Origin of the sequence: Tepidimonas sediminis, assembly GCF_007556605.1 — a bacterium.
Taxonomy (GTDB): domain Bacteria; phylum Pseudomonadota; class Gammaproteobacteria; order Burkholderiales; family Burkholderiaceae_C; genus Tepidimonas; species Tepidimonas sediminis.
In genome coordinates this window covers 59,764-86,214 of the sequence record NZ_VJND01000013.1, presented here as the reverse complement: position 1 = coordinate 86,214, position 26,451 = coordinate 59,764, and the positions used below count along the sequence as shown (strand labels likewise).

The 26,451-nt window shown below is 73.3% G+C and carries 25 protein-coding genes; 15 read left to right on the top strand and 10 right to left on the bottom strand.

Annotation, left to right across the window (positions count from 1 at the left end; genetic code table 11):
- Positions 1-45: 45 nt before the first annotated feature.
- From Tsedi_RS10240 to Tsedi_RS10230, 3 genes are read left to right on the top strand one after another with little or no spacing between them, the layout of a single operon-like run.
- On the top strand, positions 46-1,161 hold the full coding sequence (locus Tsedi_RS10240; protein ID WP_143896259.1) for a cupin domain-containing protein: 1,116 nt from the start codon (positions 46-48) through the stop codon (positions 1,159-1,161).
- A gap of 49 nt (positions 1,162-1,210) precedes the next feature.
- The gene (locus Tsedi_RS10235) at positions 1,211-1,912 is read left to right on the top strand and encodes a fumarylacetoacetate hydrolase family protein (protein ID WP_185970648.1); all 702 of its coding nucleotides are present in this window, start codon (positions 1,211-1,213) and stop codon (positions 1,910-1,912) included.
- A gap of 42 nt (positions 1,913-1,954) precedes the next feature.
- Entirely contained in the window at positions 1,955-2,542 is a 588-nt protein-coding gene (locus Tsedi_RS10230; RefSeq protein WP_143896255.1) for a nucleotidyl cyclase domain-containing protein, read from the top strand.
- A 27-nt stretch (positions 2,543-2,569) separates the two neighbouring features.
- On the opposite strand, the gene dacB is transcribed toward Tsedi_RS10230, so the two are convergent.
- A complete protein-coding gene (gene dacB, locus Tsedi_RS10225; protein ID WP_143896253.1) occupies positions 2,570-4,006 on the bottom strand; it encodes a D-alanyl-D-alanine carboxypeptidase/D-alanyl-D-alanine endopeptidase in 1,437 nt (478 codons plus the stop codon).
- A 315-nt stretch (positions 4,007-4,321) separates the two neighbouring features.
- Here dacB and Tsedi_RS10220 point away from each other — a divergent pair, with 315 nt between their 5' ends.
- The 3 genes from Tsedi_RS10220 (at position 4,322) to Tsedi_RS10210 (ending at position 8,350) form a co-directional block, all read left to right on the top strand.
- Positions 4,322-5,353: a porin gene (locus Tsedi_RS10220; RefSeq protein ID WP_185970647.1), complete on the top strand. Its 1,032-nt coding sequence runs from the start codon at positions 4,322-4,324 to the stop codon at positions 5,351-5,353.
- A 209-nt stretch (positions 5,354-5,562) separates the two neighbouring features.
- Positions 5,563-6,534: a porin gene (locus Tsedi_RS10215; protein WP_185970646.1), complete on the top strand. Its 972-nt coding sequence runs from the start codon at positions 5,563-5,565 to the stop codon at positions 6,532-6,534.
- Between the two features lie 172 nt (positions 6,535-6,706).
- Positions 6,707-8,350, top strand: coding sequence for an ATP-binding protein (locus tag Tsedi_RS10210; protein WP_143896247.1), 1,644 nt, complete (start codon positions 6,707-6,709; stop codon positions 8,348-8,350).
- 118 nt (positions 8,351-8,468) lie between these two features.
- On the opposite strand, the gene Tsedi_RS10205 is transcribed toward Tsedi_RS10210, so the two are convergent.
- From Tsedi_RS10205 to Tsedi_RS10195, 3 genes are read right to left on the bottom strand one after another with little or no spacing between them, the layout of a single operon-like run.
- Complete coding sequence (locus tag Tsedi_RS10205; RefSeq protein WP_143896245.1) at positions 8,469-9,662, bottom strand: MFS transporter; 1,194 nt, start codon at positions 9,660-9,662, stop codon at positions 8,469-8,471.
- 23 nt (positions 9,663-9,685) lie between these two features.
- Entirely contained in the window at positions 9,686-9,946 is a 261-nt protein-coding gene (locus Tsedi_RS10200; protein WP_143896243.1) for a DUF1640 domain-containing protein, read from the bottom strand.
- 26 nt (positions 9,947-9,972) lie between these two features.
- A complete protein-coding gene (locus Tsedi_RS10195) occupies positions 9,973-12,339 on the bottom strand; it encodes a methyl-accepting chemotaxis protein (protein ID WP_143896241.1) in 2,367 nt (788 codons plus the stop codon).
- Positions 12,340-12,417: 78 nt separating this feature from the next.
- Here Tsedi_RS10195 and Tsedi_RS10190 point away from each other — a divergent pair, with 78 nt between their 5' ends.
- Entirely contained in the window at positions 12,418-12,741 is a 324-nt protein-coding gene (locus Tsedi_RS10190; RefSeq protein ID WP_221934218.1) for a type II toxin-antitoxin system VapB family antitoxin, read from the top strand.
- Entirely contained in the window at positions 12,725-13,126 is a 402-nt protein-coding gene (gene vapC / locus Tsedi_RS10185) for a type II toxin-antitoxin system VapC family toxin (RefSeq protein ID WP_143896239.1), read from the top strand. The genes Tsedi_RS10190 and vapC overlap by 17 nt, the downstream gene beginning before the upstream one ends.
- Before the next feature lie 17 nt (positions 13,127-13,143).
- On the opposite strand, the gene rpe is transcribed toward vapC, so the two are convergent.
- A complete protein-coding gene (rpe, locus tag Tsedi_RS10180; RefSeq protein WP_143896237.1) occupies positions 13,144-13,821 on the bottom strand; it encodes a ribulose-phosphate 3-epimerase in 678 nt (225 codons plus the stop codon).
- Between the two features lie 126 nt (positions 13,822-13,947).
- Between rpe and thiL the strand changes: the two genes are divergently transcribed.
- From thiL to Tsedi_RS10160, 4 genes are read left to right on the top strand one after another with little or no spacing between them, the layout of a single operon-like run.
- On the top strand, positions 13,948-14,973 hold the full coding sequence (gene thiL / locus Tsedi_RS10175; protein WP_143896235.1) for a thiamine-phosphate kinase: 1,026 nt from the start codon (positions 13,948-13,950) through the stop codon (positions 14,971-14,973).
- Positions 14,970-15,758 carry an NUDIX hydrolase gene (locus Tsedi_RS10170; RefSeq protein WP_143896233.1) on the top strand — a complete coding sequence of 263 codons (789 nt, stop codon included), beginning with the start codon at positions 14,970-14,972 and terminating at the stop codon, positions 15,756-15,758. Before thiL ends, Tsedi_RS10170 begins: the two co-directional genes overlap by 4 nt.
- Entirely contained in the window at positions 15,755-16,306 is a 552-nt protein-coding gene (locus Tsedi_RS10165; RefSeq protein ID WP_185970645.1) for a phosphatidylglycerophosphatase A family protein, read from the top strand. The genes Tsedi_RS10170 and Tsedi_RS10165 overlap by 4 nt, the downstream gene beginning before the upstream one ends.
- Positions 16,303-16,812, top strand: a complete 510-nt coding sequence (locus Tsedi_RS10160; protein WP_246099255.1) for a CinA family protein — start codon at positions 16,303-16,305, stop codon at positions 16,810-16,812. The genes Tsedi_RS10165 and Tsedi_RS10160 overlap by 4 nt, the downstream gene beginning before the upstream one ends.
- A gap of 10 nt (positions 16,813-16,822) precedes the next feature.
- Here the strand turns inward: Tsedi_RS10160 and Tsedi_RS10155 are convergent, their stop codons facing one another.
- Positions 16,823-17,653, bottom strand: a complete 831-nt coding sequence (locus tag Tsedi_RS10155) for a UPF0149 family protein (protein WP_143896231.1) — start codon at positions 17,651-17,653, stop codon at positions 16,823-16,825.
- A 26-nt stretch (positions 17,654-17,679) separates the two neighbouring features.
- The gene (locus Tsedi_RS10150) at positions 17,680-18,636 is read right to left on the bottom strand and encodes a hypothetical protein (RefSeq protein WP_143896229.1); all 957 of its coding nucleotides are present in this window, start codon (positions 18,634-18,636) and stop codon (positions 17,680-17,682) included.
- A 68-nt stretch (positions 18,637-18,704) separates the two neighbouring features.
- On the opposite strand from Tsedi_RS10150, the gene Tsedi_RS10145 reads away from it, so the two are divergent.
- A complete protein-coding gene (locus Tsedi_RS10145) occupies positions 18,705-21,206 on the top strand; it encodes a Lon protease family protein (protein WP_143896227.1) in 2,502 nt (833 codons plus the stop codon).
- A gap of 16 nt (positions 21,207-21,222) precedes the next feature.
- On the opposite strand, the gene Tsedi_RS10140 is transcribed toward Tsedi_RS10145, so the two are convergent.
- A complete protein-coding gene (locus Tsedi_RS10140; RefSeq protein ID WP_143896225.1) occupies positions 21,223-22,623 on the bottom strand; it encodes an aminopeptidase P N-terminal domain-containing protein in 1,401 nt (466 codons plus the stop codon).
- Positions 22,624-22,685: 62 nt separating this feature from the next.
- Positions 22,686-23,375 (bottom strand): nucleotidyltransferase family protein, encoded by a 690-nt coding sequence (locus tag Tsedi_RS10135; protein WP_246099254.1) that lies wholly within the window; start codon positions 23,373-23,375, stop codon positions 22,686-22,688.
- Between the two features lie 123 nt (positions 23,376-23,498).
- Between Tsedi_RS10135 and Tsedi_RS12210 the strand changes: the two genes are divergently transcribed.
- Entirely contained in the window at positions 23,499-23,639 is a 141-nt protein-coding gene (locus Tsedi_RS12210; RefSeq protein WP_185970644.1) for a hypothetical protein, read from the top strand.
- Between the two features lie 290 nt (positions 23,640-23,929).
- Positions 23,930-25,801 carry a phosphoenolpyruvate carboxykinase (GTP) gene (locus tag Tsedi_RS10130; RefSeq protein ID WP_143896223.1) on the top strand — a complete coding sequence of 624 codons (1,872 nt, stop codon included), beginning with the start codon at positions 23,930-23,932 and terminating at the stop codon, positions 25,799-25,801.
- 47 nt (positions 25,802-25,848) lie between these two features.
- Here Tsedi_RS10130 and Tsedi_RS10125 read toward each other — a convergent pair whose 3' ends face one another.
- Positions 25,849-26,430: a hypothetical protein gene (locus Tsedi_RS10125; protein WP_143896221.1), complete on the bottom strand. Its 582-nt coding sequence runs from the start codon at positions 26,428-26,430 to the stop codon at positions 25,849-25,851.
- Positions 26,431-26,451 lie beyond the last annotated feature (21 nt).

Here is a 26,451-nt window from a genome sequence, read left to right as displayed (position 1 = left end):
CCGCCGCCCCCCCACCTCCCACCCCCGCACGAGGAGCCTCCCTTCATGGATACCCTTGGAACCCTGGACGAACTGCCCGCCGACTACCGGGCCGCGCTGCAGGCGCGCCACCTGGTGCCGTTGTGGCCCAGCCTGCGCGCGCTGCTGCCGCCGCAGCGGCCGGCGCAGCGCACCCGGCCCGCGCACTGGGCCTGGCGCGACCTCGAGCCGCTGCTGCGGCGCGCCGGCGATCTGACGCCGATCGAGAAGGCCGAGCGCCGCGTGCTGGTGCTGGCCAACCCCGGCCACGGGCCGCAGGCGCTGCAGGCCAGCCCGGCGATCTACCTCGGCATGCAGCTGCTGCTGCCGGGCGAATGGGCGCCGAGCCACCGCCACACCCCCAACGCGGTGCGCATGGTGGTGCGCGGCGAGGGCGCCTGGACCGCGGTGGACGGCGAGCGCTGCCCGATGCAGCGCGGCGACCTGATCCTGACGCCCACCGGCCTGTGGCACGAGCACGGCCACGACGGCACCGAGCCGGTGGTGTGGCTGGACGTGCTGGACCTGCCGCTGGTGGTGGCGCTGGAGGCCAGCTACCACGAGGCCGGCGCGCGCCAGGCCACCCATCCCCACCACGGCGAGCGCGCGCACGTGCGCGCCGGTGTGGCGCCGCAGCCGCTGTTCACCCCCCCGCGCGGGCGTGCCGCGCGCCACCCGCTGCTGCGCTACCCGTGGCAGGAGGTGCGCGCCGCGCTGCGCAGCCTCGCGGCCGACCAGCCCGCGCTGGAGGCGGTGCAGGTCACCTACGTCAACCCGGTCACCGGCGCGGACGCGCAGGCCATCCTCGGCTTTCACGCGCTGATGCTGCGCCCGGGGCAGACGCTGGCGCTGCCGGCGCGCTCGCCGGCGCAGGTGCTGCACGTCATCGAGGGCGGCGCCACCGTGCAGGTGGAGCCGCCCGCCGGCGCCGCCTTCGCCGCCGCGGCGTTCGAGCTGGAGGAAGCCGACACCTGCGTCGTGCCCGGCTACACGCCGGCCGTGCTGCACAACCGCTCGGCCCACGAGCCGGCGTTCCTGTTCATCGCCGACGAGGGCCCGCTGCACCGCAAGCTCGGCCTGTACGAGGTGCGCCCCGACCCCGCACGGCCCGAGCTCGACGCCCTGGCCGACGGCTCGGCCTGACGCCGCGCCCCCGCCGGGGCTTCCTTCACTCCCTGTTATCCTGCCCGCCATGACCACCTTCCTCTGGACCCCGCCCGAACCCGCCTCGCTGCCCCAGCGCGGCAGCCCCTTGCGCCTGCCGGTGTACCGGCTGTTCTTCGTCGGCCGCAACTACCACGCCCACGCGCGCGAGATGGGCGTCACCGTCGACAAGGCCAGCGCGCGGCCGTTCTACTTCACCAAGTCACCGGTGCACCTGCTGCCCGGCGGCGCCACGCTGCCGTACCCGCCCGGCACCGCCGACTTCCACCACGAGATGGAGCTGGTCGTCGTGCTGGGCCGGGAGGGCTTTCAGGTGCCGCTGGAGCGCGCGCACGAGCTCGTTTACGGCTACGCCGCGGGGCTGGACATGACGCGGCGCGACGTGCAGCTGCGCCTGCGCGACAAGGGCCACCCGTGGTGCCTGGGCAAGGACGTCGAAGGCTCCGCGGTGTGCGGCGAGGTGACGCCGATGCCGGGCGTGGCGCTGAATCGCGGCGCCATCACGCTGGAGGTCAACGGCGCGCTGCGCCAGCGCGCGGACCTTGCGGACCTGATCTGGAGCGTGCCCGAGCTGATCGCCGATCTGTCGCAGTTCTACCATCTGCAGCCGGGCGACGTCATCTACACCGGCACGCCGGAGGGCGTCGGCCCGGTGGTGCCGGGTGACCAGCTGCACGGCCGCATCGACGGCGTCGGCGAGGTGCACCTCACCATCGGCCCGGCTGCCTGACGGCACGGCCGGGCCGGGGCGGGGAGCGGCTACGATAGCGGGATGCCGTCGCCGCTGCTCGCCGCCGCCTGGGTCGCCAGCGTCCTGCTCGCGCTGGCGGCGGGCGCTTGGGCGGGCGTGCGCTGGGCGCGGCGGCGCTGGCCGCCCGACTGGCCGCTGCGCCGCGGCGACACGGGCCTGCCCAACCGCGCCGCGGCGCTGGACTACCTGGTGCGCGTGGCCTCGGTGGCCGAGCGGCGCCGCTGTGGCGTGGCGGTGCTGGTGATCCAGGCCGACCCCCCGCACGCCCATGCCGCGCCCGTGCTGGAGCGCGCGTTGGCGCTGCGCCTGGTGCCGCGGCTGCGCGCGCACGAGATGCTGGCGCACTGGGGGCCGGCGGAGTTCGTGGTCGTGCTGCCGGACGCCGACGTGCCCGGTGCCCTGGTGCTGGCGGAGGACCTGCGCCAGCTGGCCGCCGCCGGGCGCGACGACGGCGTGGTGCCGGTGTCGATCAGCATCGGCGTGCACGGCCGCGCCCCGCGCGCCGATCAGGACCTGCGTGAGCTGGCCGCCGAGATGGTGATCGCCGCGCAGCGCGCGCTGGAGGCCACGCACGCCAACGGCCCCGGTCGCATCGAGATCGAGCCGTGATCACCCGCGCGGGCCGCGCCACCGCGCTCACGGCGCCTGCGCGGCCCAGGCCGTCAGCGCCAGCAGCGCCTCGCGCGCCTGCGCGGCCCGCGGGTGGTTGACCACCGCCACCACCACCCGCCGCCTGCCATCGGGCTGGTGCACGTAGCCCGCGAGCGCCTGCACGTCCGCCAGGCTGCCGGACTTCAGGTGCGCCGCCGCGCCGCCGGCGGGCCAGCGCGCCAGCGTCCCGTCCACCCCCAGCCGTGGCAGCGTCGCGGCGAATTCCGGCCCCCACGGCTGTGTCCACGCCCACTGCAGCAGCCGCGCCAGCGCCCCGGCGGTGACGCGCTCGTCGCGGCTCAGGCCCGCGCCGTTGATCACCTGCGGTGCCGGCACCTCCGGCCCCAGGCGCTGCCGCCACCAGCCGTGCAGCGCCGCGCGCGCCGCCTCCCATGTGGCCGGCGCCTCGTCCGGGTCGCGCCCGGCCCACGCCAGCGCCAGCAGCACGTGCTGCGCCATCGCGTTGTGGCTCAGCTTGTTGACGTCGCGCACCACCTCCACGAGCGGCGGCGACGGCCACGTCAGCCGCAGCCGCGCCTCGGCGGGCGTGGCGCCGTCGCGCACCCGCCCGGCCAGCGTGCCGCCCACCGCGGCCCAGGTGCCGGCGATGGCCCGGCCGGCGAAGGCCGCCTGTTCGGGGTGCGCCAGCGGCCAGACGCGCTCGCCGCAGGCGGCCGGGTAGCGCCCCGCGAGCCGCGGCCGGCGCGCCTCCGCCCAGTCGGCGCGCAGCGCCGCGCGCCAGTCCTCGCACGGCCCCTGCGCCAGCGGCACCGCCTCCGGCACGGCGACCTCCGCCAGCGGCGGCTCCACCTGCACGCGCGCCACGCCGGCTGCCGCATCCGGCGTGAACGTCAGCACCTGCGCGCCGAAGTTGATGAGCAGCGCATCGGGCCCCACGTTGTACGGCCGCAGCGGCTCGCCGTCGAAGGCGGCCGGATCGTGCGGCGGCAGCGCAAACGCCGTGCGATCCAGCACCAGATCGCCGGCCACGTGCCGGATGCCGAGCCCCCGCACGCGCCGCAGCAGCAGCCACAGCCGCTCGGCGACCAGTTTCGGGTCGCCGCCGCCGCGCACGATCAGGTCGCCGCGCAGCGTGCCGTCCGGCTCCAGCGCGCCGGTCGTGTAAATGCGCGTGCGCCACGTCCACGCCGGCCCCAGCAGGTCCAGCGCCGCGGCGGTGGTCACGAGCTTCATCACCGAGGCCGGATTGACCGCCGCCCCGGCCCGGTGCGCCAGCCGCAGCGCCCCGCCCGGCGCGGCGTCGGCCACCGCCGCCGCCAGCGCCTGCGCGGGCACGCCGGCGCGGGCCAGCGCCGCGGTGACCGTGGGGGGCAGATCCGCAGGTGGCTGCGCGCGCACCCAAGCCGTCCCCGCGGCGGCCAGGGTGGCCAGCCCGGTGCGAGCGAAGTCCCGGCGGTTCATGGCATTCCCTTCCCTGCGCCGCCCCATGGATCGGTGTTCCAACGGCATCGGGCGCCAGCCGGCTTCGCCTCGTCGAAGCGGCCGCGTGGCCGTCTGAAGGCGGGCCCGGATCCCCCGGCACGCACATCATCGCGCAGTCCCGCGCCGCCTCGGGTGGGGTGTTGCATGGGCGCAACGCAAAGACCCGGGATCAGGGGGAACCCTAAGCCATCCGTCAGGCACTTCTGGTGCAATACGGGCCAGCTTCCCCATGGAGGCCGCGCCGCCGCGGCGGCGCTCTTCCCACCTCTCGGACAACTTCTTGGAGAGTTTCCTATGAAAAAGACCCTGATCGCCCTGGCGGCCGTGGCGGCCACCGGCGCGGCGATGGCGCAGTCGAGCGTGACGCTGAGCGGCGTCATCGATGTCGGTTTCGAAAAGCGTTTCTCGGGCGATCCGTTCAAGATGACGCCCAACCGCAACGGCACCAGCAACTGGACCCTGAGCGGCTCGGAAGACCTCGGCGGCGGCCTGAAGGCCAACTTCCAAATTTCCACGTCATTCAATGCGGATGATGGGTCGATCGCCGCTCATACCATCAATGATGGTTTGCCGTCCCCGGCGGTCACCTGTCCGAGCACGACGAGCCGCTGTAACAACACGTCGTCCTTGGGCAACAATGGCATGTTCGTCGGCCTGTCCGGCGGCTTCGGCACGGTGCGGATGGGGCGCCCCGTCAACACGCTGTACGGCAACGCCCTGTTTGCCAACGGCACCAAGGGCGTGTCAAATTACGACGCCAACACGCTGCTGGCGAGGGATATCGCCGGTGCCGCCAATACGGTCTACGTCAACAATGCGATTCAGTACCACTCGCCGCGCTTCAGCGGTGTCCAGGTTCAGCTGGAGTACGCGCCGAAGGAGTCGACGAGCGGAAAGAACGGCCGCGGTCTGGCGATCCGCTATGACGAAGGTCCGATCAGCGTGACCTTCACCAACTACTTGGGTGCAACGTCCAGCACGACCCAGAAGTCGGTCAACCAGCTGGCTGCGGCTTACGACTTTGGCGTGGCCCGCGTCCTGTTCACCTGGCGTGACCAAGGCGGCGCCGCGAGCAACGCGGACAACTCCTACGCCCTCGGCATGACGGCTCCGGTTGGTCCTGGCTTGGTCTATGTTTCCTATAACGTCCGCGAACTCGCGGCCACGGATGCTCGCAGCGTGATCGCCGGTTACAAGTACAACCTGAGCAAGCGCACTCAGATGTATGTCAACGTCGCCAATGGCAACAGCGCCTTGAACGTTCCCGGTACTACCCCGGCCAAGTCGTCGACCGGTTACGGCTTCGGTCTGCAGCACAACTTCTGACGCCGGCAGGCGAGAGGTGGCCTCCGGCTGCCTCCTTCCTCTGCCAGCCACCGCCGCGGCGGTGGCTTTTTGTTGCCTGTACGCAACACCGTGGCCTGCGGAGAGGGTTCCGCCATGACTTTGATAAGGGTTACCCCTAGGCTTCGGCCCCTCGTCGGCTACACTAGGGTCATGCCCCGATGGGCGGGCATCAACCCTTGGAGGTATCCATGAAGAAGTCTTTGATCGCTCTGGCGGTGCTGGCCGCCTCCGGCGCCGCGATGGCGCAGTCCAGTGTGCAGGTTTACGGTCTGGTGGATCTCGTGCTCCACAAGGACAAGGGCGCTGCCGCGGCCCTGACCTCCGGTGGCGTCAACACCAGCCGTTGGGGCCTGAAGGGCACCGAGGATCTGGGTGGCGGCCTCAAGGCCAACTTCTTGATCGAGCAAGGCTTCAAGGCTGATACCGGTGTTGCTAACGACGTCAAAGATCGGACTGGTACGGCCATCGGTCGCGGCTTCGACCGGCAAGCCTATATCGGCTTGGCCGGCGGCTTCGGCGAAGTCAAGCTGGGCAAGGTCTGGACGGCGTTTGACGACATCGCCGGCGCCACCGACGCTGTCTTCAACGCCAACGTCCTCGGCCCGCTGAACTTGGTCTTCGTCAGCCAAGGCTACCAGGGCAACCCCGGCAACACGATCTACTACGCTACCCCCTCGTTCGGCGGCTTCAGCGGCGCGTTCAGCTATTCTCTGGACGAAGTCAAGAATGTCTCGAACGACATCTACGATTTCCATGTCAAGTACGAGCAGGGTCCTGTTTTTGTCGGCTTCGCTTGGCAGAACGACAAGACCAACAGCACGAAGTACACCCGCCTCAACGGCTCGTACGACCTCGGTGCGGTCAAGCTGCTGGCCAGCTACGGCTACGTGAACCCGACCGGCGCCAACAATGAGACCAAGGAGTGGTCGATCGGCGCCGACATCCCGCTGGGCTCGAACCTGATCGCCTCGGTGGGCTATGGCTCGAGCAAGACCGATGGTGAAGCCAAGCGCTCCACCGTTCTGTCGGCCGGCGTGGCCTACCTGATGTCCAAGCGGACCATGGTCTACGCGGGCTTTGCGGATGCCAACTCGACGGCTGAGGCCAACCGTGGTGCTCCGGGCAGCCGCTTTGGCGTCGGCCTGCAGCACAAATTCTGATACCTGCCCACGGAGACGCATTCTCACGACCGCCGGCCGCAAGCCGGCGGTTTTTTTCTTGTCCGGGTCCTTCTCTCTGCAGGCTGGCTCAAGGCCCTGCTACACTGACCGGGCTGGGCATGTGGCTGCCCAGTCTTCTTCGTGCCCTCTCGTTACAGGCCGCTGGTGCGCCATGACCGCGATCCCTCCCCGCCGCCGCAAGCTGCCCATCGGCATCCAGACCCTGCGCGACATCCGCGAGGGCGGCTACTACTACGTCGACAAGACGCCGCTGATCGCGCGCCTGGTCGACAGCGGCAAGCACTACTTCCTCTCGCGCCCGCGCCGCTTCGGCAAGAGCCTGCTGCTGGACACCATCGCCTGCGCCTTCGAGTGCCGCCGCGAACTGTTCGACGCGCACGATGGATCCGACGGCACCGCCCCGCGCGAGAAACTGTTCCTCGCCGACCACTGGGACTGGGCCAGGCCGCACCCGGTGATTCGCCTGAGCTTTGCCGAAGGCCGGCTGGAGAAGCGCGAGGAACTCGAGCGCCACATCCGCCGCCAGCTGCGCGAGCAGGCGCAGCGCCTGGGCGTGGCGTTGGAAGACCCCGAGGACATCCCCGGCAGCTTTGCCGACCTCATCACCCGCGCCGCCGAAGCCCACGGCCGCCAGGCCGTGGTGCTGGTCGATGAATACGACAAGCCCATCCTCGACAACCTCGAAGCCCCCGACATCGCCCGCGCGATGCGCGAGGGCCTGCGCAACCTCTACAGCGTCATCAAGGGCAGAGACGCCGACCTGCGCTTCGTGCTGCTGACCGGCGTGTCCAAGTTCAGCAAGGTCTCGATCTTCTCGGGTCTGAACAACCTCTACGACCTGACGCTCGACCCCGAGTACGGGACGGTGTGTGGCTACACCGATGAGGACATCGACACGGTGTTTGCGCCGGAGCTCGAGGCTGCCGCAGCCGAGGGCCAGCCGCTGGACCGCGAGGAGATCCGCCGCTGGTACAACGGCTACCGCTGGGGGCCCACCAGCGTCTACAACCCGTTCGATGTCCTGCTGCTGCTGCGCAGCCGCCAGTTCCGCGCGCACTGGTTCGAGACCGGCACGCCCACCTTCCTGGTGGAGTGGCTGAAGAGCCGCGGCTTCTACACGCCCACGCTTGAGCGGCTGATCGCGGATGACGAGCTGCTCTCCGCCTTCGATGTGGACGACATCGCCGTGGAGGCGATGCTGTGGCAGACCGGCTACCTGACGATCCAGCGCACCGAGGTCTGCGACGGCGTGCGCGAGTACGAGCTGGGGGTGCCGAACCTGGAGGTGCGCGCGGCGCTCAACCGCGCGCTGCTGCGCGCCTGGCTGCCGCAGCGGCCCGAAGGCCGCATGACCGACGTGGTGCGCATGCTGCGCGCGGCCGACACCGACGCGCTGCGCGCGCACTTCCAGCGCCTCTACGCCAGCATCCCGCACGACTGGGTGCGCGCCAACCCCATCGCCCGGTACGAGGGCTACTACGCCAGCGTGTTCTACAGCCATCTGGCCAGCCTCGGCCTAGACATCGTGCCGGAGGAGGTCTCCAACCCGGGGCAATGCGACCTCGTCATCCGCCACGCCGGTCGCGCCTGGGTGATCGAGTTCAAGGTCATCGACGGCGAGGAACCCACCGGCGAGGCCATGCGGCAGCTCAAGGCCAAGGACTACGCCGCCAAGCACCGCGGCGCGCCGGGCATCACGGAAGTGATCGAGCTGGGCGTCGAATTCAGCCGCGCCAAGCGCCAGATCGTGGGGTGGGAGGTGAGCAGGTTCCCTTGCCGGCCCTCCGGCGGGTGACAAGGGGCTTGGCCGGACGCCATCCCGTTGGCGGGGTGCCGCGCCCGCGTTGGCCGGAGGGGCGTGCCGGTGGCCCACCGAGCGTCCCCCTTGGCGCCGGCGGGCCGGAGGGGCACGGTCAGGCTGCGGCCGCGGGCGCGCGCGCCGGCAGCGGCTGCCGCCACGCCACCAGCAGCCACAGCGCCGCGAGTGCCGTTCCGGCCACGAACACCGCCGTCGCGCCGCCCTGCCGCAGCAGCCAGCCGCCCAGCGCCCCGCCGGCGAACAGGCCGAGCGACTGCAGCGTGTTGTAGACGCCCAGCGCGGCGCCGCGCGCGGCCGGTGGCGCCAGGCGCGAGACGAGGCTCGGCTGGCTGGCTTCCAGCGTGTTGAAGCCGGTGAAGAACACCATCAGCGCCAGCGCCAGCAGCCCGAGGCCGGCGCCGTGCGCCTGCGCCCACGCCAGCAGCCCCTGCGCCAGCAGCAGCAGCCCGATGGCGGCGCGCAGCACGGCGCCGAGGTGGCCGCGCCGCTCCAGCCGGAACAGCACCCCGCCCATCAGCGCAAACGACACCGCCAGCGCCGCCAGGTACACCTGCCAGTGCTGACCCTTGGGCAGCCCGGCGGCCACCAGCAGGCCCGGCACCGCCACCCACACGGCCATCTGCAGCGTGTGCAGCGCGAAGACGCCGACGTCCAGCCGCAGCAGCGCGCCGTCCGTGAGCACGGCGCGCAGCGGGGTGGCCCCCTCCGTCGCGCCGCTGGCAGGCCGGGGTGGCTCGGCCGGGACGACCCACGCCACCGCCGCCATGCCGAGCAGCGTCAGCGCCGCCGTCAGCAGGAACAGCCCCGGTAGCCCGACCCACGCCGCCAGCGGCGGCGCGATCACCAGCGACAGCGCAAAGCTCAGGCCGATGCTGGCGCCGACCACGGCCATCGCCTTGGTGCGCACCGCGTCGCGCGTCAGGTCGGCCAGCAGCGCGGTCACCGCCGCCGAGATGGCGCCGGCCCCCTGCACGGCGCGCGCCACCGTCAGCCAGGTCAGCGTCGGCGCCCACGCGGCCAGCACGCTGCCGAAGGCGAACAGCGCCAGCCCCGCCAGGATGACGCGCTTGCGCCCGAAGCGGTCGGATGCCCAGCCCAGCGGTATCTGCAGCGCCGCCTGCACCAGCCCGTAGATGCCCAGCGCCAGCCCGACGCGCGCCGGATCATCGCCGCCGGGCAGGCGCGCGGCTTCCAGCGCGAACACCGGCAGCACCAGGAACAGCCCCAGCATGCGCAGCGCGAACACGCCGGCCAGCGCCGCGCTGGCGCGGCGCTCGGCAGGCAGCATGCGATGGGATGCGTCGGCGGAGGTCACAGCAGCTTGACCAGCGCCGCAATCAACGCCGCCTGGGCGAGCAGGAGGCCCGCGAACCATTTCACGGGCTCGATTGGCCCGCTGTGCACGTCCCTCTTGCGCTCGGACAACCGGGCGTCGAGGCAGGAGCGAGTCACCGGCTCTTCGCCGGTCGCCTCGCGGAAAGCCCCGGCGATGGCGGCTGGCTGCTCACGGCTGAAGCTGGCCTTCTCGAGCCGCTCGACGAACTTCAGGGTGTCGAAGGTCACCACGCTCATGGCGCGCAACTATACCCCGCGCCGTTTCATCCCTGGCGGGCCGTGCCCAGCTCGGTGCGGTTCTTGATCGCGCTGCGGTAGGCGCCGCAGCCCAGCACCAGCCCGTTGTCCAGCGGCACGACGTAGGAGGACTTGGCGCGCACCTGGCCGGTGACCGGGTTGATGATGTTGTATTCGACCCAGCCGCCGCCCTGCGCGACGCGGTGGCGCACGTCGGCGAGGAAGGCCTCGGCGTCGATGCCGGGGGCGTCGTGCACGCGCGTGCCGACCTTGGTGCGGTCCAGGCCCATGACGCGGTAGGTGCCGGCCTCGTCGAGCACGAAGATGTAGAGGTCGCGGTCGACGAAGGGGCCGTTCTTGTCGTGGAAGTCCTCGGCGGCGCGCTCGTAGCCGACCGCGCGCACGTGCGCCAGCGCCTTCTGCACCAGTTCGTAGGCCTCGTCGGCGGTGCCCTGGCGCAGCTTCATGTGGTGCACGGCCTCGTCCAGGTCGCGCGTGCGCTCCATCAGGCGGTTGGCGCGGTGCGTGGTGCGCTCCACCATGGCGGAGTTCTCGTAGGTGACCTTGTCGAGGTCGCCCACCGCGGCCACCACCTCCGCCAGCGCCGTGCTCTGCTGGCGGCTGGCGTCGGCCATCTCGCCGATGCGCGCGGCGATGTCGCGGATGCCGCGCACCAGCACCTCCATCGCGTCGTTGACGGAGCGGATCTCCTGCACCGTGCCCTGCACGCGCTCCGCGGATTCGGCGATCAGCTGGCGCACCTCGTTGGCGGCCTCCTGGCTGCGCTGCGCCAGCCGGCGCACCTCGGCGGCCACCACCGCAAAGCCCCGGCCGGCCTCGCCGGCGCGCGCGGCTTCCACCGCGGCGTTGAGCGCGAGGATGTTGGTCTGGAACGCGATGCCGTCGATGGTGCCGATGATCTCGGTCATGCGCTGCGAGGTGGCCTGCAGCGAGCCCAGCCCGCCCACCGTGTGCTGCATCAGCTCGCTGGCGCGCTCGGTCTCGCGGTTGAGCTCGCCGGTCAGGCGCCGGATGTCCTGCGCGCTGTCGGCGTTGGCCTGCACGGTCTCGGCGACGGCGCGCACGTTGCTGGTGGCCTGCTCGAGGCTGGCGGCCTGGGTCTGCGTGCGGTCGGCGAGTTCCTGGCTGTCCTGCACCAGCTGCAGCCCCACGTGGCCCAGCACCGCCGCGGCGCTGCGCACGTCGGCCACCAGCTCCGACAGTGCCTGCAGCATGTGGCGCAGGCGCTGGCTCATGTCGGCCATCTCGTCGCTGCCGGGCAGCACGGCGTCGCCGGTCAGGTCGCCCTCGGCGGCGCGGTCGATGGCGTCGTTGAGGTGATGCAGGCCGCCCACGGTGGCGCGGTAGAACGCCACCATGCCGTAGGCCAGCAGCAGCAGCACCACCGTGCAGCCGGTGGCCACGGCCACCATCTCGCGCTGCAGCGCGGTGCCGCGGCGCGCCCAGTCGGCCGCGACGGCCTCGCCGAGCTCGCCCTCCAGCGCGGCCATGCCCTCGATGGCGCGCGTGGCCTGGGCGTAGAACTCCTTGCTCTCCACCGTCATCGCCGCGGTCTTCAGGTGCGCGGCGGTGGTGCGCACCAGCTCGTCGGTGGCGCTGCGGAAGGTGCTCCAGCCGGCCGGCACCGCCACGCCGCGGCGCTGCAGGGCTTCCACGCGCTCCTGCAGCGCCGGCAGCAGCGCCTCGATCTGATCGGCGGCGGTGGCCTGCCGCACCATGTTGGAGATGATGATCGAGTCGGTCATCGCGTCCGGGTGCGCCAGCATCGCGGTGGCGCGACCGCGCAGCTGGCTGGCCAGCTCGCGCACCGGAGGCAGCCCCTCGAAGGCCAGCGCGGCACGGTGCGCCACCACGGCGTCGGCGTCGCGCAGCACGCCGCTGGCGTCGCCGATCCAGCCGCTCAGCCGCTGCAGGCGCGCCAGCGCCTGCGTGGCGTCGGCATGGCGGGCTGCCGGGGCGCGCTTGTCGTCCTTCAGCAGGGCGTCCAGCTGCTCGCGCAGCGGGTTCCACATGCCGCCGGTGTTCCACTCCGGGCGTTGCCGCAGCCGCTCATCCAGCGCGCGCGCCGCCTCGGCCACGCGCTGGGCGGCGCCACGGGCCGGTTCCTGCATCGCGGTGACGCCGGCGGCGGCGACGTCGGCGGCGTCGCGCCAGTCCTGCAGCGCGTGGGTCAGCCGCTGGGCGGTCCGCATGGCCTGCAGGCCCTGCTCGGCGGCCCGGGTGGCCTGCAGCGCGCGCCAGTTGTCGGCCACCAGCAGCCAGGCGACGATCAGCAGCGGCACCGCCACCACCGCCGCCATGCCCAGCATCTTGGCCGGCATCGACAGACGCTGCAGCAGCGCCACCGCAGGGTAGAAGACATCCTTGCGCATAGCCGCAAGTATCGGTCATGCCGACCCCGCTTCGAACGCGAGAAAACCCCCACGCGCCGACGTGGCGGTGACGGCGCGATGGCGAGGCCGCTGCGGCTGCCGCCTCCTCCCGCCAGGCATGACGGTGATGTAAAGTGGAAGGCCGCTGCGACGACGATCCTGAACCGCAAGGAAGAGGTGCCGATGCGAACCCAGCTCGTTCTGGACGACCGCCTGTTCGAAGAGGCGATGCGCCTGGCCGAGGCGAGATCCAAGCGCGACCTCATCGAGCAGGCGCTGCGCGAGTTCGTCGCGCGCCGCCGTGAGCGCAGGATCCTCGGTCTCGTCGGCGAGCCTCTGATCGACCCGGAGTACGACGTGCGGGCCGTGCGCGCCGCCATGCAGGATGGTGCTGGTCGATAGCTCGGTCTGGATCGCCCTGCTGCGGGCGCAGGCCGGCCCGGCCGTGGACTGCCTGCGCCGTCTGCTGTGGGACGGCGAGGCGGTTCTGGCGCCCGTGATCGTGCAGGAAATCCTGCAGGGTGCGGCGTCACCGCCGCAACTGGAGCGCCTGCGAGAGCACTTCACCGGCCTGCCGGTGCTGCGTTCGCGTGATCCGCTGGTTACGCACACGGCGGCCGGTGCCCTGTACGCCCGCTGCCGCTGGGCCGGTGTCACGCCGCGCAGTCCGCATGATTGCCTGATCGCCCAGACGGCGGTGGAACACGATGTCGCGCTGTTGCACGACGACGTGGATTTCGAGCGCATCGCCGCGGTCGAGCCGCGGCTGCGCTTGCTGCGCGGTTGAGTGGCCCGCCGTGCGCCTCAGGCCAGCGCCGCGCGCATCTGGTCGATGACGGCCTTGTAGTCGGGCTTGCCGAAGATGGCGCTGCCGGCGACGAAGGTGTCGGCGCCGGCGTCGGCCACGCGGCGGATGTTGTCGGCCTTGATGCCGCCGTCGACTTCCAGCCGGATGTCCTTGCCGCAGGCGTCGATGCGGCGGCGCGCCTGCTCCACCTTGCGCAGCGCGCCGTCGATGAACGACTGGCCGCCGAAGCCCGGGTTGACGCTCATGATCAGGATGAGGTCGAGGTCGTCGATGACCCAGTCCAGCACGTCCAGCGGCGTGGCGGGGTTGAACACCAGCCCGACCTGGCAGCCGCGCGCCTTGATGGCCTGGATGCTGCGGTGCACGTGGGTGCTGGCGTCGGGGTGGAAGCTGATCAGGTCGGCGCCGGCGTCGGCGAACATCTGCGCCAGCGCATCGACCGGCTGCACCATCAGGTGCACGTCCAGCGGCACCGGGCGCCCGTCGGGCGTCACGCAATGGGGTTTGAGCGCCTGCGCCACCGCCGGGCCGATCGTCAGGTTCGGCACGTAGTGGTTGTCCATCACGTCGAAGTGGATCCAGTCGGCGCCGGCGGCGATGACGGTGCGCACTTCCTCGCCGAGGCGGGCGAAGTCGGCCGAGAGGATCGAGGGAGCGATGCGGTACTGCGGCATGGCGGTGCGGGGTGGGCGTGAAACACGGCGCGCGGGCCGCGCCGTAACCGGGTTACAGGGTGGCGCTATTGTCGGGCAAAACGCGCCCGGCGTGGGCCGGCGGCGCGCCGCGCGACAATGCGCCGCATGGGTGAGTTCGACCTGATCCGCCGCGTCTTCTTCCGCACCACGCCCGCGGCGCCGGGGGTGCTGCTCGGCAACGGCGACGACGCGGCGCTGCTGGCGCCGGCGCCGGGCCGGGCGCTGGCGGTCAGCAGCGACATGCTGGTGGCGGGGCGGCACTTCCTGCCGGACGTGGCGCCGCAGGCGCTGGGCCACAAGGCGCTGGCGGTGAACCTGAGCGACCTGGCGGCGATGGGGGCCAGGCCGCTGGCCTTCACGTTGGCGCTGGCGCTGCCGCGCGTCGACGAGGCGTGGCTGCGCGCGCTGGCCGAGGGGATGCTGACGCTGGCCGATGCGCACGGCTGCGCGCTGGTGGGGGGCGACACCACCGCCGGGCCGCTGACGCTGGCGCTGACGGTGTTCGGCGAGGTGGAGCCGCCGCGGGCGCTGCGCCGCGACGCCGCGCGGGTGGGCGACGACGTCTGGGTCAGCGGCGTGCTGGGGCGGGCGCGGCTGGGGCTGGCGCTGCTGTGCGGGGAGCTGGCGCTGTCGGGGCCGGCGGCGGAGACGGCGCGCACGCAGCTGCTGCGCCCGCTGCCGCGCCTGGCGCTGGGGCAGGCGCTGGCGGGGCTGGCGCACGCCGCCGCCGACGTCAGCGACGGCCTGCTGGCCGACCTCGGGCACATCCTGGCTGCCAGTGGCGTGGCCGCCGAGCTGGACGTGGACGCCCTGCTGCGCGAGGCGGCGGCACCCGAGGTGCGCGCGCTGCCCCCGGCCACCGCGCTGTCGTATGCGCTGGCCGGCGGCGACGATTACGAGCTCGTTTTCACCGCCCCGGCGGCGCGGCGGGATGCGGTGCAGGCCGCCGCGGTGCGCGCGGCCACGCCGGTGGCGCGCATCGGCCGCATCGTGGCGGGCGCGCCGGCGCAGCATCCGCTGGCCGACGGCGCCGGCCGCGTGCGCCTGCTCGACGCGCACGGGCGGCCCTATCCGCTGCCGGACGGCGTGCGGCTGGCAGGGTTCGACCACTTCGCTACCATCGCGGCATGACCGATCCGCGCCGCGCCGCCCCCGCCGACGAGCCGCCCCCGCGCGACGCCGCCAGCGTCGTGCTGCTGCGCGACGGCGCGGCGGGGCTGGAGGTGCTGCTGCTGCAGCGCCCCTCGGCCAGCGCCGACCTCGGCGGGGTGTACGTCTTTCCCGGCGGCAAGGTCGACGCCGGCGACGCCGACCCGGCGTGGCAGGGGTGGCTCGGCGCTCCGGCGGAGCGGCTGCCGGCGCGGCTCGGCGAGCCGGCCCTGACGCCGGCGCAGGCGCGCGCTTTGTGGGTGGCCGCGGCGCGCGAGCTGCGCGAGGAGGCCGGCGTCGTGCTGGCCAGCGGGGCGGCGCTGGTGCCGTGGTCGCGCTGGATCACGCCGCGCAACCCGCCGGTGGGCACGCAGCGCTTCGACACGCGCTTCTTCCTCGCGCGGCTGCCCGACGGGGCCGAGGTGCGTCCGGATCCGCGCGAGATCGGCGCGGCGCTGTGGCTGACGCCGCGCGAGGCGCTGCGCCGCGCGTGGGAGGGCGGCATGGCGCTGATCCCGCCGCAGCTGATGGGGCTGGCGCAGCTGGCGCGCCACGCCACCGTGGCGGCGGCGATGCAAGAGGCGGCGGCGCGGGTGCCGCCATGCATCCTGCCGCACCTGTTCGAGGCCGACGGGGCGCGCGCGATGTGCTACCCCGGCGATCCGCTGCACCCGGTGCGTGCGCGTGCGCTGCCCGGGCCGACGCGGCTGCGCCTGGTGCGCGGGCGCTTCGAGCCGTTCGGCGGCTTCGAGGAGTGGTTCGCATGAGCGGCAGGCCATCAGCGGACGCCGCGCTGCCGTGGCCGGTGCCGTCGGCGCGCTTCATGGTCGCGCGGCTGTCGCACCTGGTGGCGCTGGGCTTCGGGGCGGGGCTGGCGCGCGTGGCGCCGGGCACGGTGGGCACGCTGTGGGGCTGGGCGGCGTTCCTGCTGGTCGACCGGCTGGCCGCGCCGGGCGATCTCGGCTGGGCGGTCATCGTCGCGGCGGGGCTGCTGGCTGGCTGGTGGGCCGCCACCGCCACCGCGCGCCGCACCGGCATCGACGACCCGGGCTTCGTCGTCATCGACGAGATCGTGGCGATCTGGCTGGTGCTGTGGATCGCCGCCCCGGCCACGCTGCTCGGGCAGGCGCTGTGCTTTGCGCTGTTCCGGCTGTTCGACGCCGCCAAGCCTGGCCCGGTGGCGTGGGCCGACCGCGTCTTCAAGGGCCCGGGCTGGCGCGGCGGCTGGGGCATCATGTTCGACGACCTGGTGGCGGCGTTCTGCACGCTGCTGGTGGTGGCGCTGGCGCGCTTCCTGTGGGGAGGGGTGGCGTGAGCGCGGACGCGCCGCTGTGGCTGCCGCCGGCCGTCTGGGCCGAGGTGGAGGCGCTGGCCACGCGGCTGACGGCGCGCGGCTGGCGCCTGGCCACGGCGGAGAGCTGCACCGGCGGGCTGGTGGCGGCGGCCTGCACCGCGCGCGCCGGCAGCAGCGACTGGTTCGAGCGCGGCTGGGTGACCTATGCCAACACCGCCAAGGTGGCCGAGCTCGGCGTGCCCGCGGCGCTGATCGAGGCGCACGGTGCGGTCAGCGAGCCGGTGGCGCGCGCGATGGCCGCCGGTGCGGCGGCGCGCGCCGGGGTGGCGGCGGCGCTGGCCGTCACCGGCATCGCCGGCCCCGGCGGCGGCTCGGCGGCCAAGCCGGTCGGCACGGTGTGGTTCGCCTGGTGCGTGGGCGGCCAGGTGCAGGCCGAGCGCGTTCGCTTCGACGGGGAGCGCGCCGCGGTGCGCGCGCAGGCGGTGCTGCACGCGCTGGCCGGGCTGCGCCGGCGGCTGCCGGGCTAGCGCGGCGCCTTCAAGCGGCGGCGCCGCAGCACTTCTTGTACTTCTTGCCGCTGCCGCACGGGCAGGGGTCGTTGCGGCCCGGCTCGGGGGCCTTGCGCACGGTGGCCACCGGCGCGCCCAGTTCGCGCGCCATGTCGTGCAGCGCGTAGGCGGCCCAGATCGCCTCGCCCATGACCTCCAGCCGTCGTTCGGAGTAGCCGACCGGCTGGCCGTCGTCGTCCGGCGGCAAGGGCGCTTCGGTGTCATCGTCCAGCAACGCCGCGATGTCGGCCAGCGCACCTTTCCACGCCTCGGCCAGCTCGCGCTCGCGCGGCGGCTTCCAGTCGTCCTGCCACGCCGCCACCACGTCGAGGAAGCCCAGGGCCCACAGCTGCCCGATCGGCGGCAGCTCATCCAGCGGGTGCCCGAGCGCGTCCTGCAGCTGCTGCCGCTCGTCGGCGCCGAGGCCCATGGCCCAGCCGCGCAGGTCGTGCCAGCACGGCTGCAGCGTGCGCGGGTCGTCCAGCATCTCCACCGGCTGCTGCAGGGCCTGCGCGATCTCGTTCCAGCGCCGCATCCACAGCTGCAGGAAGGTCTGCAGCTGCGCCTCGTCGCGGAACGCCGCCGCGCCAAACCCCGGACCCGAGCCCGGTCCGGCGCCGAACAGGACGGGGAAGTATTCGCTTGGCATCACGAGCCGGCGCGAACACAGCAGCGCGGTCAGAAAGCCGTCGCAATATTCCCAATCGTCCGGCACCTGCGCCTCGTCGCCGGCGCGCGTGGCCAGGTCGTGCAGGATGTCGTTGAGGGTGTCGTAATCGTCGTCCGTCAGCGCGGCGGTGGGGGGCGGGGGCGTGTCCATCGCCGCAGTGTAAGCCCGGTTCGGGCTCACGCCACCAGGTCGATTTGCTGCAGTGCCCGCGCCGCGCCGGTTTCGGCCAGATACAGCCCGCTGGCGCGCAGCAGGCCCGCCGCCGCGCCGTCGGCGGCGCGCAGTGTCCAGGGGCTTGCCACGCGGCCGGTGTGCAGCGCACCGACACCGGCCTCGCGCAGCGTCAGCAGCCGGCCCGGGTCCGCGGCCTCGGCGCGCACCCACACGCGCAGCGCCTCGAACGCCGTGTCGGCCTCGTCGATCCAGCCGTTGCCGTCCTCGTCCAGCGCCGCCAGGTCGGCAAAGCCGTCGCCGCTCAAGGCGCCCAGCACCTCGCGGCCGTCGTCGATGCGGCCGTTGCCGTCGCGATCCAGCACCAGCCAGCCGGCGCCGGGCGCGGCGAACGGCACCGCCTCGGCCTGCCCGTCGGCGTCGAGGTCGAACGCGAAGCGCCAGCTGCTCAGGCCGATGGCGCCGCCATCCAGCGCGATCATCAGCGGGTCCTTGGCGGCCTGCTGCACGCGCGCGGCCACCGCTTCGACCTGCAGCCGCTCGCTGCGCAGCTCCAGCGCGAAGTCGAACGCCAGCGTGCGGCCGTCGGCCAGCGTCACCTGGCCCTGGGCACGCACCCGCAGCGTGGCCAGCTCGTGACGCACGCTCACGCGCTGCACCTCCAGCGTCCACGCCGGGCCCGGCGCGCTGGCGGCCGGGGCAGGGGCGGGCTGCGCCGACGCCGATGCGCCGTCGCCCTGCAGCGCCTCGGCGCGGAAGACGCGCACCCGCAGCCCCGTCATCGCCTCCACCAGCCGCACCAGCACCGCCAGGCGCGGCTCGCGCGTCGTCGCCTCGTCGCGCAGCGCCGGCTGGCTGGCCGCACGGCCCGGCGCGCCGGCGCGCAGCGTCGTGACGGCGTGCTGGCGCACCCGCTCCTCGTGCCGGGCGGCCAGGTGAACGTGGCTGTGCTCGATGCGCATGCCGGGGATATCGGCCGAGGCCGGCGGCGGCGCAGGCCGCGGCGACGAACGGCGCTAGACTGCCGTGCATGAGCGACGATCGGTCCGACGATGCCGTCCCCGCCGCGCCGGGCGGCGACCTGCCGGCGCGGCTGCCGGCTTCGGCCCTGAGGCTGCGCATCGACCCGGCGCAGCTCGGCTTTGCCGACACCGACGAGCTGGCGCACGAGCCGCTGCCGTGGATCGGGCAGGCGCGCGCGCAGACGGCGGCGCGCTTCGGCCTGCAGCTGGACCAGCCGCGCCATCACCTGTTCGTGCTGGGCGCGGTCGGCACCGGCCGCGCCACGCTGCTGCAGCAGGAGATGCGCGCGGTGGCCGCCGGCCGCCCGGTGCCGCCGGATCTGTGCTACCTGCACAACTTCGAAAACCCCCAGCAGCCGCGCGCGCTGCGCCTGCCGGCCGGACAGGGGCGCGTGCTGCGCCAGCGCATGCAGGAGTTCGTGCGCACGCTGCAGGCCGACATCCCCAAGCGCCTGAGCGAGCCCGGCTTCAAGGCGGCGCTGTCGGCGCTGGAGAAGAACTACGCCGACCGCGAGGCGCAGGCGTACGCGGAGCTGGCGGCGTTCGCGCGCCAGCGCCACTTCGCGCTGCGGCGCGAGGGCGGGCAGCTGATCTTCACGCTGCTGGACGAGGACGGCGAGCCGCTGTCGGCGGAGGCGCTGGCGGCGCTGGACGAGGCGCGCCGGCGCGCCTACGACGATGGCGAGCGCGAGCTGCGCGCCGAGATCCTGCGCTTCCTGGAGGTGACCGCGCCGCTGGAGCGCGCGCTGCGCGAGGGCGTGGAGGCGCTGCGGCGGCAGGCCGTCAAGCCGCTGCTGGAGCGCGAGCTCGGCGCCGTGCGCCAGGCGCTGCGCAAGCAGTTCAAGGACGCGCGCAAGCTCAACCAGTGGCTCGACGGCATCGCCGCCGACGTGCTCGATCACCTGGACCTGTTCGAGCCGGGCGACGCCGAGGACGAACCCGAGCGGCGCGAGGCGCTGGAGCGGCGGCTGCAGCGCTACCGCGTCAACCTCGTCGTGGACAACGCCGACACCCAGGGCGCGCCGGTCATCGTCGAGAACAACCCGCTGTACCGCCCGCTGTTCGGCAGCATCGAGTACCAGACCGACAACGACGTGCTGGTGACCGACTTCAGCCGCATCCGCGCCGGCAGCCTGCTGCGCGCGCACGGCGGCTTTCTGATGCTGCACCTGCGCGATCTGGTGGCCGACGAACTGGTGTGGGAAAAGCTGCGCCGCGTGCTGCGCAGCGGCCGGCTGCAGATCGAGGAGCCGGGCACGATGTTCTCGGCGCTGGCCACCACCTCGCTGGAGCCGGAGGCGGTCGACGTCGACGTCAAGATCGTGCTGATCGGCACGCACGAGCAGTACTACGCGCTGCAGGAAGGCGACCCCGAATTCGCGCGCCACTTCCGCGTCAAGGTGGATTTCGACGACAGCTTCCTGGCCGGCCCCGACACCTGGCGCGCCACCGGCGTGTTCGTCGCCCACACCGCCGCGCGCCGCGGCCTGCCGCCGTTCACGGCCGCGGCGGTGGCGCGCCTGATCGAGGACAGCCACCGCCAGGCCGAGGACCGCACGCGCCAGAGCGCCGTCTTCGCCCGCACCGAGACGCTGGCGATCGAGGCCGCGCAGCACGCCCGCGCGCGCGGCGCGCGCCGCGTGGAGCGCGCCGACGTCGAGCAGGCCATCGCCGCGCGCAACCGCCGCCACGACGGCCCCGAGCAGCGGCTGCGCGCCGCCATCGCCGAGGGCGACCGCGTCGTGCACCTGAGCGGCGCGCGCATCGGTCAGCTCAACGGCCTGTCGGTGCTCGACCTGGGCGACTACGCCTTCGGCCTGCCGATGCGCGTGGCGGCGCGCACCGTGCCGGGCCACGACGGCCTGCTCAACATCGAGCGCGAGGTCGAGCTCTCCGGCCCGATCCACGACAAGGCGGTGCTGATCCTGCACAGCTACCTGTCGGCGCTGTTCGCCCCGCTGGCGCCGCTGGCGCTGACCGCCTCCATCGTCTTCGAGCAGGAATACGCCGGCGTGGAGGGCGACTCGGCCTCCTGCGCCGAGCTCTTCGCGCTGCTGTCGGCGCTGGCCGGCGTGCCGCTGAGGCAGTCGATCGCCGTCACCGGCGCCCTCAACCCGTTCGGCGAGGTGCTGCCGATCGGCGGCGTCAACGAGAAGATCGAGGGGTTCTTCCGCGTCTGCGCCGCCGCCGGGCTGGACGGCACGCACGGCGTCATCATCCCGGCGCGCAACCGCCGCCACCTGGTGCTGGCCGACGAGGTCGTCGAGGCGGTCGAACGCGGCCTGTTCCACGTCTGGGCCATCGACCACGTCGCCGAGGGCATGACGCTGCTGAGCGGCGTGCCGTTCGGCCTGGCCGACCCGCGCGCGGCCACCGCGCCGCTTGGCGCCGCCGGCCAGCCGGCCTACGCCCCCGGCTCGGTGCTGGCGCGCGCCGCCGAGACGCTGCGCGCCTACCGCCGCGCCTGCCTGCGCGCCGGCAGCCCGCGCGCCTGGCGCGCGCGGGGGTGAGGACACCCCGGTCGGCTCACCCCCGCATCAGCGCCTCGATCGCGTCGGGCTGCACCGGCACCTCGCGCGTGATCAGCTCGCAGCCGTCCTCGGTGACCACCGCGTCGTCCTCGATGCGGATGCCGATGTTCCAGAATGCCGGGGGCACGTCCTCGGCCGGGCGCACGTAGAGGCCCGGCTCGATCGTCAGCACCATGCCGGGGCGCAGGATGCGCGCCGGGCGGTCGAGGATGGTCTCGCCGCTGAGCGGGTCGCGCCGCGGGCTGGCCTGCCCGATCTCGGTCGGCTCGACGTAGCTGCCGACGTCGTGCACGTCCAGGCCCAGCCAGTGGCCGGTGCGGTGCATGTAGAAACGGAAGTAGGCGCGCTGCTCGATCGCGTCGTCGAGCGTGCCGACTTGCTTGCGCTTGAGCAGCCCCTCGTCGAGCAGCCCCTGCGTGAGCACGCGCACCGCGGCCTCGTGCGCGTCGGTGAAGCGCGCGCCGGGGCGGGTGGCCGCCACCGCGGCCTGCTGCGCCGCCAGCACCATCTCGTAGAGCGCGCGCTGCGGGCCGCGGAAGCGCCCGTCGGCCGGGAAGGTGCGCGTGATGTCGCTGGCGTAGCCCTCGAACTCGCAGCCGGCGTCGATCAGCACCAGTTCCCCCGGGCGCACCGGCGCGGTGTCGGCCCGGTAGTGCAGCACGCAGGCGTTGGCCCCGGCGGCCACGATGCTGCCGTAGGCCGGGCCGCTGGCGCCGTGGCGGCGGAATTCGTGCAGCAGCTCGGCCTCGAGGTGGTATTCGCGCACCTCCCGCCCCGCGCGCAGCCAGGCGGCGCAGCGCTGCATCGCGCGCACGTGGGCGCCGGCGCTGATGCGGGCGGCGCGGCGCATCACGTCGAGCTCGTGGGCGTCCTTGATGAGGCGCATCTCGTCCAGCAGGCTGCACAGGTCGCGCTGCGTGTGCGGGCACAGCACGCCGTGGCGCACGCGGGCGCGCACGCGCTGCAGCCAGCCGTCGAGGCGCGCCTGCAGCCCTTCGTGGGTGGCGAACGGCCACCAGACGCTGCGACGGTTTTCCAGCAGGGCGGGCAGGCGGGCGTCGAGCTCGGTCACGGGGTGGGCTTCGTCCACGCCGAGCGAGGCGGGGGCGGCCTCCGGTCCGAGGCGGTAGCCGTCCCAGATCTCGCGCTCCGGATCCTTGGGCTGGCAGAACAGGATGCTGCGCCCCTCGGCGGTGAGCACCAGCCACGCCTCGGGTTCGGCAAAGCCGGTCAGGTAGTGGAAATGGCTGTCGAAGCGGTAGGGATGGTCGTTGTCGCGGTTGCGCGGCCGCACCGGTGCGGTGGGCACGATGGCGATGCCGCCCTCGCCGAGCTGCGCGGCCAGGCGGGCGCGGCGCTGCGCGTACAGCGCCTGGTGGGGGATGGGCGTGGTCATGCGCCAATGATAGGCGGGCCCCGCGGGCGCCGCCCGGCCGGCGCGGGTGACCTCCGCCGGTCTCAGTCCGGGGCGGCCTGCAACGCCGCCAGGCGCTCCGGCGTGCCGACGTCGGTCCAGGTGCCCGGCCAGCGCTCGGCGCCGACGCGGCCGGCGGCCATCGCGCGGCGCAGCAGCGGTGCCAGCGGCGCCACCACGCCGTGGGGGTTGCCAGGCGGGATGTCGCACCAGGGGGGGTGGAACAGCGCATGGCGCAGCAGCGCGATCGTGCTGTAGGTCCAGCGCGGCCGCCCATCGTCCTCGGGCAGGTCCAGGGCCCGTCCGCCGTCGAGCCCGAAGTCGCCGCCCGGGTGGTGCGGGGGGTTGGCCACCAGCCACAGGTGCGCCAGATCGTCGCCGCGCGCGAAGGCGGCGCGCCGGGCCTCGTCGAACGGGAAGTCGGGCGCGTGCACGTCGCCCGCCACCAGCCAGAACGGATCCTCCAGCCGCGGCAACGCGCGCGCGATGCCGCCGGCGGTCTCCAGCGCGTGGCCGAAGTCCTCGCCCTCCATCGAGTAGGCCAGCGCCACCTCGCCCCACGGCGTGGCGTGCGCGCAGCCGAGTGCGGCCGGGATCTGCTCGCCCAGCCAGGCGGTGTTGACGAGCACCCGCCGCACGCCGCCGCGCGCCAGCGCGTGCAGGTGCCACACGAGCAGCGGGCGGCCGCGCACCGTCAGCAGCGGCTTGGGCGTGCGGTCGGTCAGCGGCCGCATGCGCTGCCCGCGTCCGGCGGCCAGCACCAGCGCCTGCGCGGGCAGGGTTTGCGCGCATGCCGCGCGCGCAGGCTTTTGACTAAAATCAACCGGGTTGGACAACGACACAGGAGCCCCCGCACCATGGCACACGCCCACGCGCCCGCGCCGCAACACGAGCCCGACGTGGCCGAGTCGATCGTACACGTGATCCCTTGGCTGATCCCGCTGGCGGGGGCGATCCTGATGTTCCTGCTGGCCTTCATCGCCGTGATGATGGGCTGAGGCCGGCGCCGTCTCCTTGCTTCGGAATGCCACCCCGGCGTGCCGTCCGGCCGCCGGGGTGGTGTCGTTTTGGGGGCACGTCGTGGTCGGGGCGGCGCGCGGCGCCGTGCCGCGGTTCCGTCGCGTCGGCGTCATCGGATCGTCATGCCTTCATGCACGTTTTGCATGAGACGGCCGCGATCCGGCTGATGTTCGTGCCGGGTCCGTGCCTACAATGGACGCGCCGCCGTCCGGTGCCGGGGTTGCCGAGCGCCGACGCCATTCGTGTCCGTGTCGAGGTACCCGCGCCGATGAACGCTCCGATGATGCCGGGGGTCAAGCTCCATCCCCCGTCCTGCGTCCAGCATGCCCGCCTGATCGCCTGGGTGGCCGAGATGGCCGCGCTGTGCAAGCCCGACCGCATCGTGTGGTGCGACGGCAGCCAGGCCGAGTACGACCGCCTGTGCGAGCAGATGGTGGCCGCCGGCACGCTCAGGCGGCTCGACCCGGCCAAGCGCCCCAACGCCTACCTGGCGTGGACCGATCCCTCCGACGTCGCGCGCGTGGAGGATCGCACCTTCATCTGCAGCGCGCGGCGCGAGGACGCCGGGCCGACCAACAACTGGGTCGATCCGGCCGAAATGCGCGCCATCCTGCAGCACGGGCGCGACGGTCAGCCGGGCCTGTTCGACGGCTGCATGCGCGGCCGCACCATGTACGTGGTGCCCTTCAGCATGGGGCCGCTGGGTTCGCGGATCGCGCAGATCGGCGTGGAGCTGACCGACAGCCCGTACGTCGTCGTGAGCATGAGGCTCATGACCCGCATGGGGCGCGCCGTCTACGACGTGCTGGGCAGCGACGGCCATTTCGTGCCGTGCGTGCACAGCGTGGGCGCCCCGCTGGCGCCGGGGCAGGCCGACGTGCCGTGGCCGTGCAACCCGACCACCAAGTACATCGTCCACTATCCCGAGACGCGCGAGATCTGGTCTTACGGCTCGGGCTATGGCGGCAACGCGCTGCTGGGCAAGAAGTGCCTGGCGCTGCGCATCGCCTCGGTCATGGGGCGCGACGAGGGCTGGCTGGCCGAGCACATGCTGATTCTGGCCGTCACCAGCCCCGAGGGGCGCAAGTACCACATCGCCGCGGCGTTTCCGAGCGCCTGCGGCAAGACCAACTTCGCGATGCTGGTGCCGCCCAAGGGCTTCGAGGGCTGGAAGGTCACCACCATCGGCGACGACATCGCCTGGATCAAGCCGCATGCGGACGGGCGGCTCTACGCCATCAACCCCGAGGCCGGCTACTTTGGCGTCGCGCCCGGCACCAACGACGCCACCAACCCGAACTGCATGGCCAGCCTGCGGCGCGACGTCATCTTCACCAACGTGGCGCTGACCGACGACGGCGACGTCTGGTGGGAAGGCATGGGTCCGGCGCCCGCGCACTGCCTGGACTGGCAGGGCAAGGACTGGACGCCGGCCGACGGGGCCGCCGGGCGCAAGGCCGCGCACCCCAACGCCCGCTTCACTGTCGCGGCCACCAACAACCCGGCGCTGGACGCCCAGTGGGACGATCCGGAGGGTGTGCCGATCGATGCCTTCGTCTTCGGCGGGCGGCGCAGCGACACCGTGCCGCTGGTCACCGAGGCGCGCACCTGGATGGAGGGCGTCTACATGGCCGCCACGATGGGCTCGGAGACCACCGCGGCGGCGTTCGGCGCGCAGGGGGTGGTGCGGCGCGATCCTTTCGCCATGCTGCCGTTCTGCGGCTACCACATGGGCGACTACTTCCGCCACTGGCTCGACGTCGAGCACCGGCTGGAGGAGTCGGGCCGCACGCTGCCGCGCATCTTCTGCGTCAACTGGTTCCGCAAGGATGCCGAAGGGCGTTTCATCTGGCCGGGCTACGGCGAGAACATGCGGGTGCTGAAGTGGATCATCGACCGCCTGGAGGGGCGCGTCGCCGGCGAGGATCACGCCTTCGGTCTCAGCCCCGTCTACGACGAGATGCACTGGGAGGGGCTGGACTTCGGGCGCGAGCGCTTCGCCGCCGTCACCGACATGGTGCCGGCGCACTGGGCGCGCGAGCTGGCCCAGCACGCGGAGCTGTTCGAGCGCCTGGCCCCGCGCCTGCCAGCCGAGCTGGAGGAAGTGCGCGCCCGCATGGCGCGCCGCATCCTGGGTTGATGCTGGCGCCGCCGCAGCGGTGCCGACCGGCTGCGGCGGCGCCGGTTTCAGACGTAGTACAGGCTGTAGCGGCGGCCGTCGGGCATCGCCACCAGCTCGGCGTCGCTGAGCGCCCAGCGTGCCGCCGCGGCGGTGGCCTCGACATCCAGCGACGGGCCCAGCGGCGCCAGCGCCTCGTGCCACGCCTGCGGTGCCGATTCGGCGCGCGTGCGCAGCGCCTCCAGCTCGGCCTGCAGGCGGGCGTCGCGCCGCGCCAGCGCGGCGGTGCGCGCCTCGGCGCGGGCCAGCGCACGCTGGCGGGCCCAGGCGTCCGCCCACTGGCCGACGCGCTGCGCCGCGTGGCGCGCCGGCGAGGCCAGCAGCACGCTGCCGAGGAACACCACGGCCCACATCAGCACCCAGGCGGCCAGCAGGTGCCCGTCGGCCCATGTGTCGACCAGACGGTCGGTGACGACGGCCAGTGCCGCCACGCCGGCGGCCAGCAGCAGCGTGGCCAGCGCGCGCGGGGCCACCGCGTGGCGCGCGGCGTCGACGTGCGAGCCGCGGCCATCCTCCCGGGTGGGGAGGGGGGCGGCGGCGGAGGTCAGGATCGTGCTCATGGCGATCTCCTGCTTGATGCGATGCAACATGGGGATGGCCGTAGGTTAGGG

What these genes read in the sequence shown, in the direction of transcription:
- Tsedi_RS10230 (WP_143896255.1), top strand. Translation starts at nt 1,955, where the DNA reads ATGCCGTCGCCGCTGCTCGCCGCCGCCTGGGTCGCCAGCGTCCTGCTC.
- vapC (WP_143896239.1), top strand. Translation starts at nt 12,725, where the DNA reads ATGGTGCTGGTCGATAGCTCGGTCTGGATCGCCCTGCTGCGGGCGCAG.
- Tsedi_RS10220 (WP_185970647.1), top strand. Translation starts at nt 4,322, where the DNA reads ATGAAAAAGACCCTGATCGCCCTGGCGGCCGTGGCGGCCACCGGCGCG.
- Tsedi_RS10150 (WP_143896229.1), bottom strand. Translation starts at nt 18,636, where the DNA reads ATGCGCATCGAGCACAGCCACGTTCACCTGGCCGCCCGGCACGAGGAG.
- Tsedi_RS10190 (WP_221934218.1), top strand. Translation starts at nt 12,418, where the DNA reads ATGGCGAGGCCGCTGCGGCTGCCGCCTCCTCCCGCCAGGCATGACGGT.
- Tsedi_RS10200 (WP_143896243.1), bottom strand. Translation starts at nt 9,946, where the DNA reads ATGAGCGTGGTGACCTTCGACACCCTGAAGTTCGTCGAGCGGCTCGAG.
- Tsedi_RS10235 (WP_185970648.1), top strand. Translation starts at nt 1,211, where the DNA reads ATGACCACCTTCCTCTGGACCCCGCCCGAACCCGCCTCGCTGCCCCAG.
- Tsedi_RS10155 (WP_143896231.1), bottom strand. Translation starts at nt 17,653, where the DNA reads ATGGACACGCCCCCGCCCCCCACCGCCGCGCTGACGGACGACGATTAC.
- thiL (WP_143896235.1), top strand. Translation starts at nt 13,948, where the DNA reads ATGGGTGAGTTCGACCTGATCCGCCGCGTCTTCTTCCGCACCACGCCC.
- Tsedi_RS10135 (WP_246099254.1), bottom strand. Translation starts at nt 23,375, where the DNA reads ATGCGGCCGCTGACCGACCGCACGCCCAAGCCGCTGCTGACGGTGCGC.
- Tsedi_RS10140 (WP_143896225.1), bottom strand. Translation starts at nt 22,623, where the DNA reads ATGACCACGCCCATCCCCCACCAGGCGCTGTACGCGCAGCGCCGCGCC.
- Tsedi_RS10215 (WP_185970646.1), top strand. Translation starts at nt 5,563, where the DNA reads ATGAAGAAGTCTTTGATCGCTCTGGCGGTGCTGGCCGCCTCCGGCGCC.
- Tsedi_RS10205 (WP_143896245.1), bottom strand. Translation starts at nt 9,662, where the DNA reads ATGCTGCCTGCCGAGCGCCGCGCCAGCGCGGCGCTGGCCGGCGTGTTC.
- Tsedi_RS10210 (WP_143896247.1), top strand. Translation starts at nt 6,707, where the DNA reads ATGACCGCGATCCCTCCCCGCCGCCGCAAGCTGCCCATCGGCATCCAG.
- Tsedi_RS10195 (WP_143896241.1), bottom strand. Translation starts at nt 12,339, where the DNA reads ATGCGCAAGGATGTCTTCTACCCTGCGGTGGCGCTGCTGCAGCGTCTG.
- Tsedi_RS10170 (WP_143896233.1), top strand. Translation starts at nt 14,970, where the DNA reads ATGACCGATCCGCGCCGCGCCGCCCCCGCCGACGAGCCGCCCCCGCGC.
- Tsedi_RS10125 (WP_143896221.1), bottom strand. Translation starts at nt 26,430, where the DNA reads ATGTTGCATCGCATCAAGCAGGAGATCGCCATGAGCACGATCCTGACC.
- Tsedi_RS10145 (WP_143896227.1), top strand. Translation starts at nt 18,705, where the DNA reads ATGAGCGACGATCGGTCCGACGATGCCGTCCCCGCCGCGCCGGGCGGC.
- Tsedi_RS10130 (WP_143896223.1), top strand. Translation starts at nt 23,930, where the DNA reads ATGAACGCTCCGATGATGCCGGGGGTCAAGCTCCATCCCCCGTCCTGC.
- Tsedi_RS12210 (WP_185970644.1), top strand. Translation starts at nt 23,499, where the DNA reads ATGGCACACGCCCACGCGCCCGCGCCGCAACACGAGCCCGACGTGGCC.
- dacB (WP_143896253.1), bottom strand. Translation starts at nt 4,006, where the DNA reads ATGAACCGCCGGGACTTCGCTCGCACCGGGCTGGCCACCCTGGCCGCC.
- rpe (WP_143896237.1), bottom strand. Translation starts at nt 13,821, where the DNA reads ATGCCGCAGTACCGCATCGCTCCCTCGATCCTCTCGGCCGACTTCGCC.
- Tsedi_RS10165 (WP_185970645.1), top strand. Translation starts at nt 15,755, where the DNA reads ATGAGCGGCAGGCCATCAGCGGACGCCGCGCTGCCGTGGCCGGTGCCG.
- Tsedi_RS10240 (WP_143896259.1), top strand. Translation starts at nt 46, where the DNA reads ATGGATACCCTTGGAACCCTGGACGAACTGCCCGCCGACTACCGGGCC.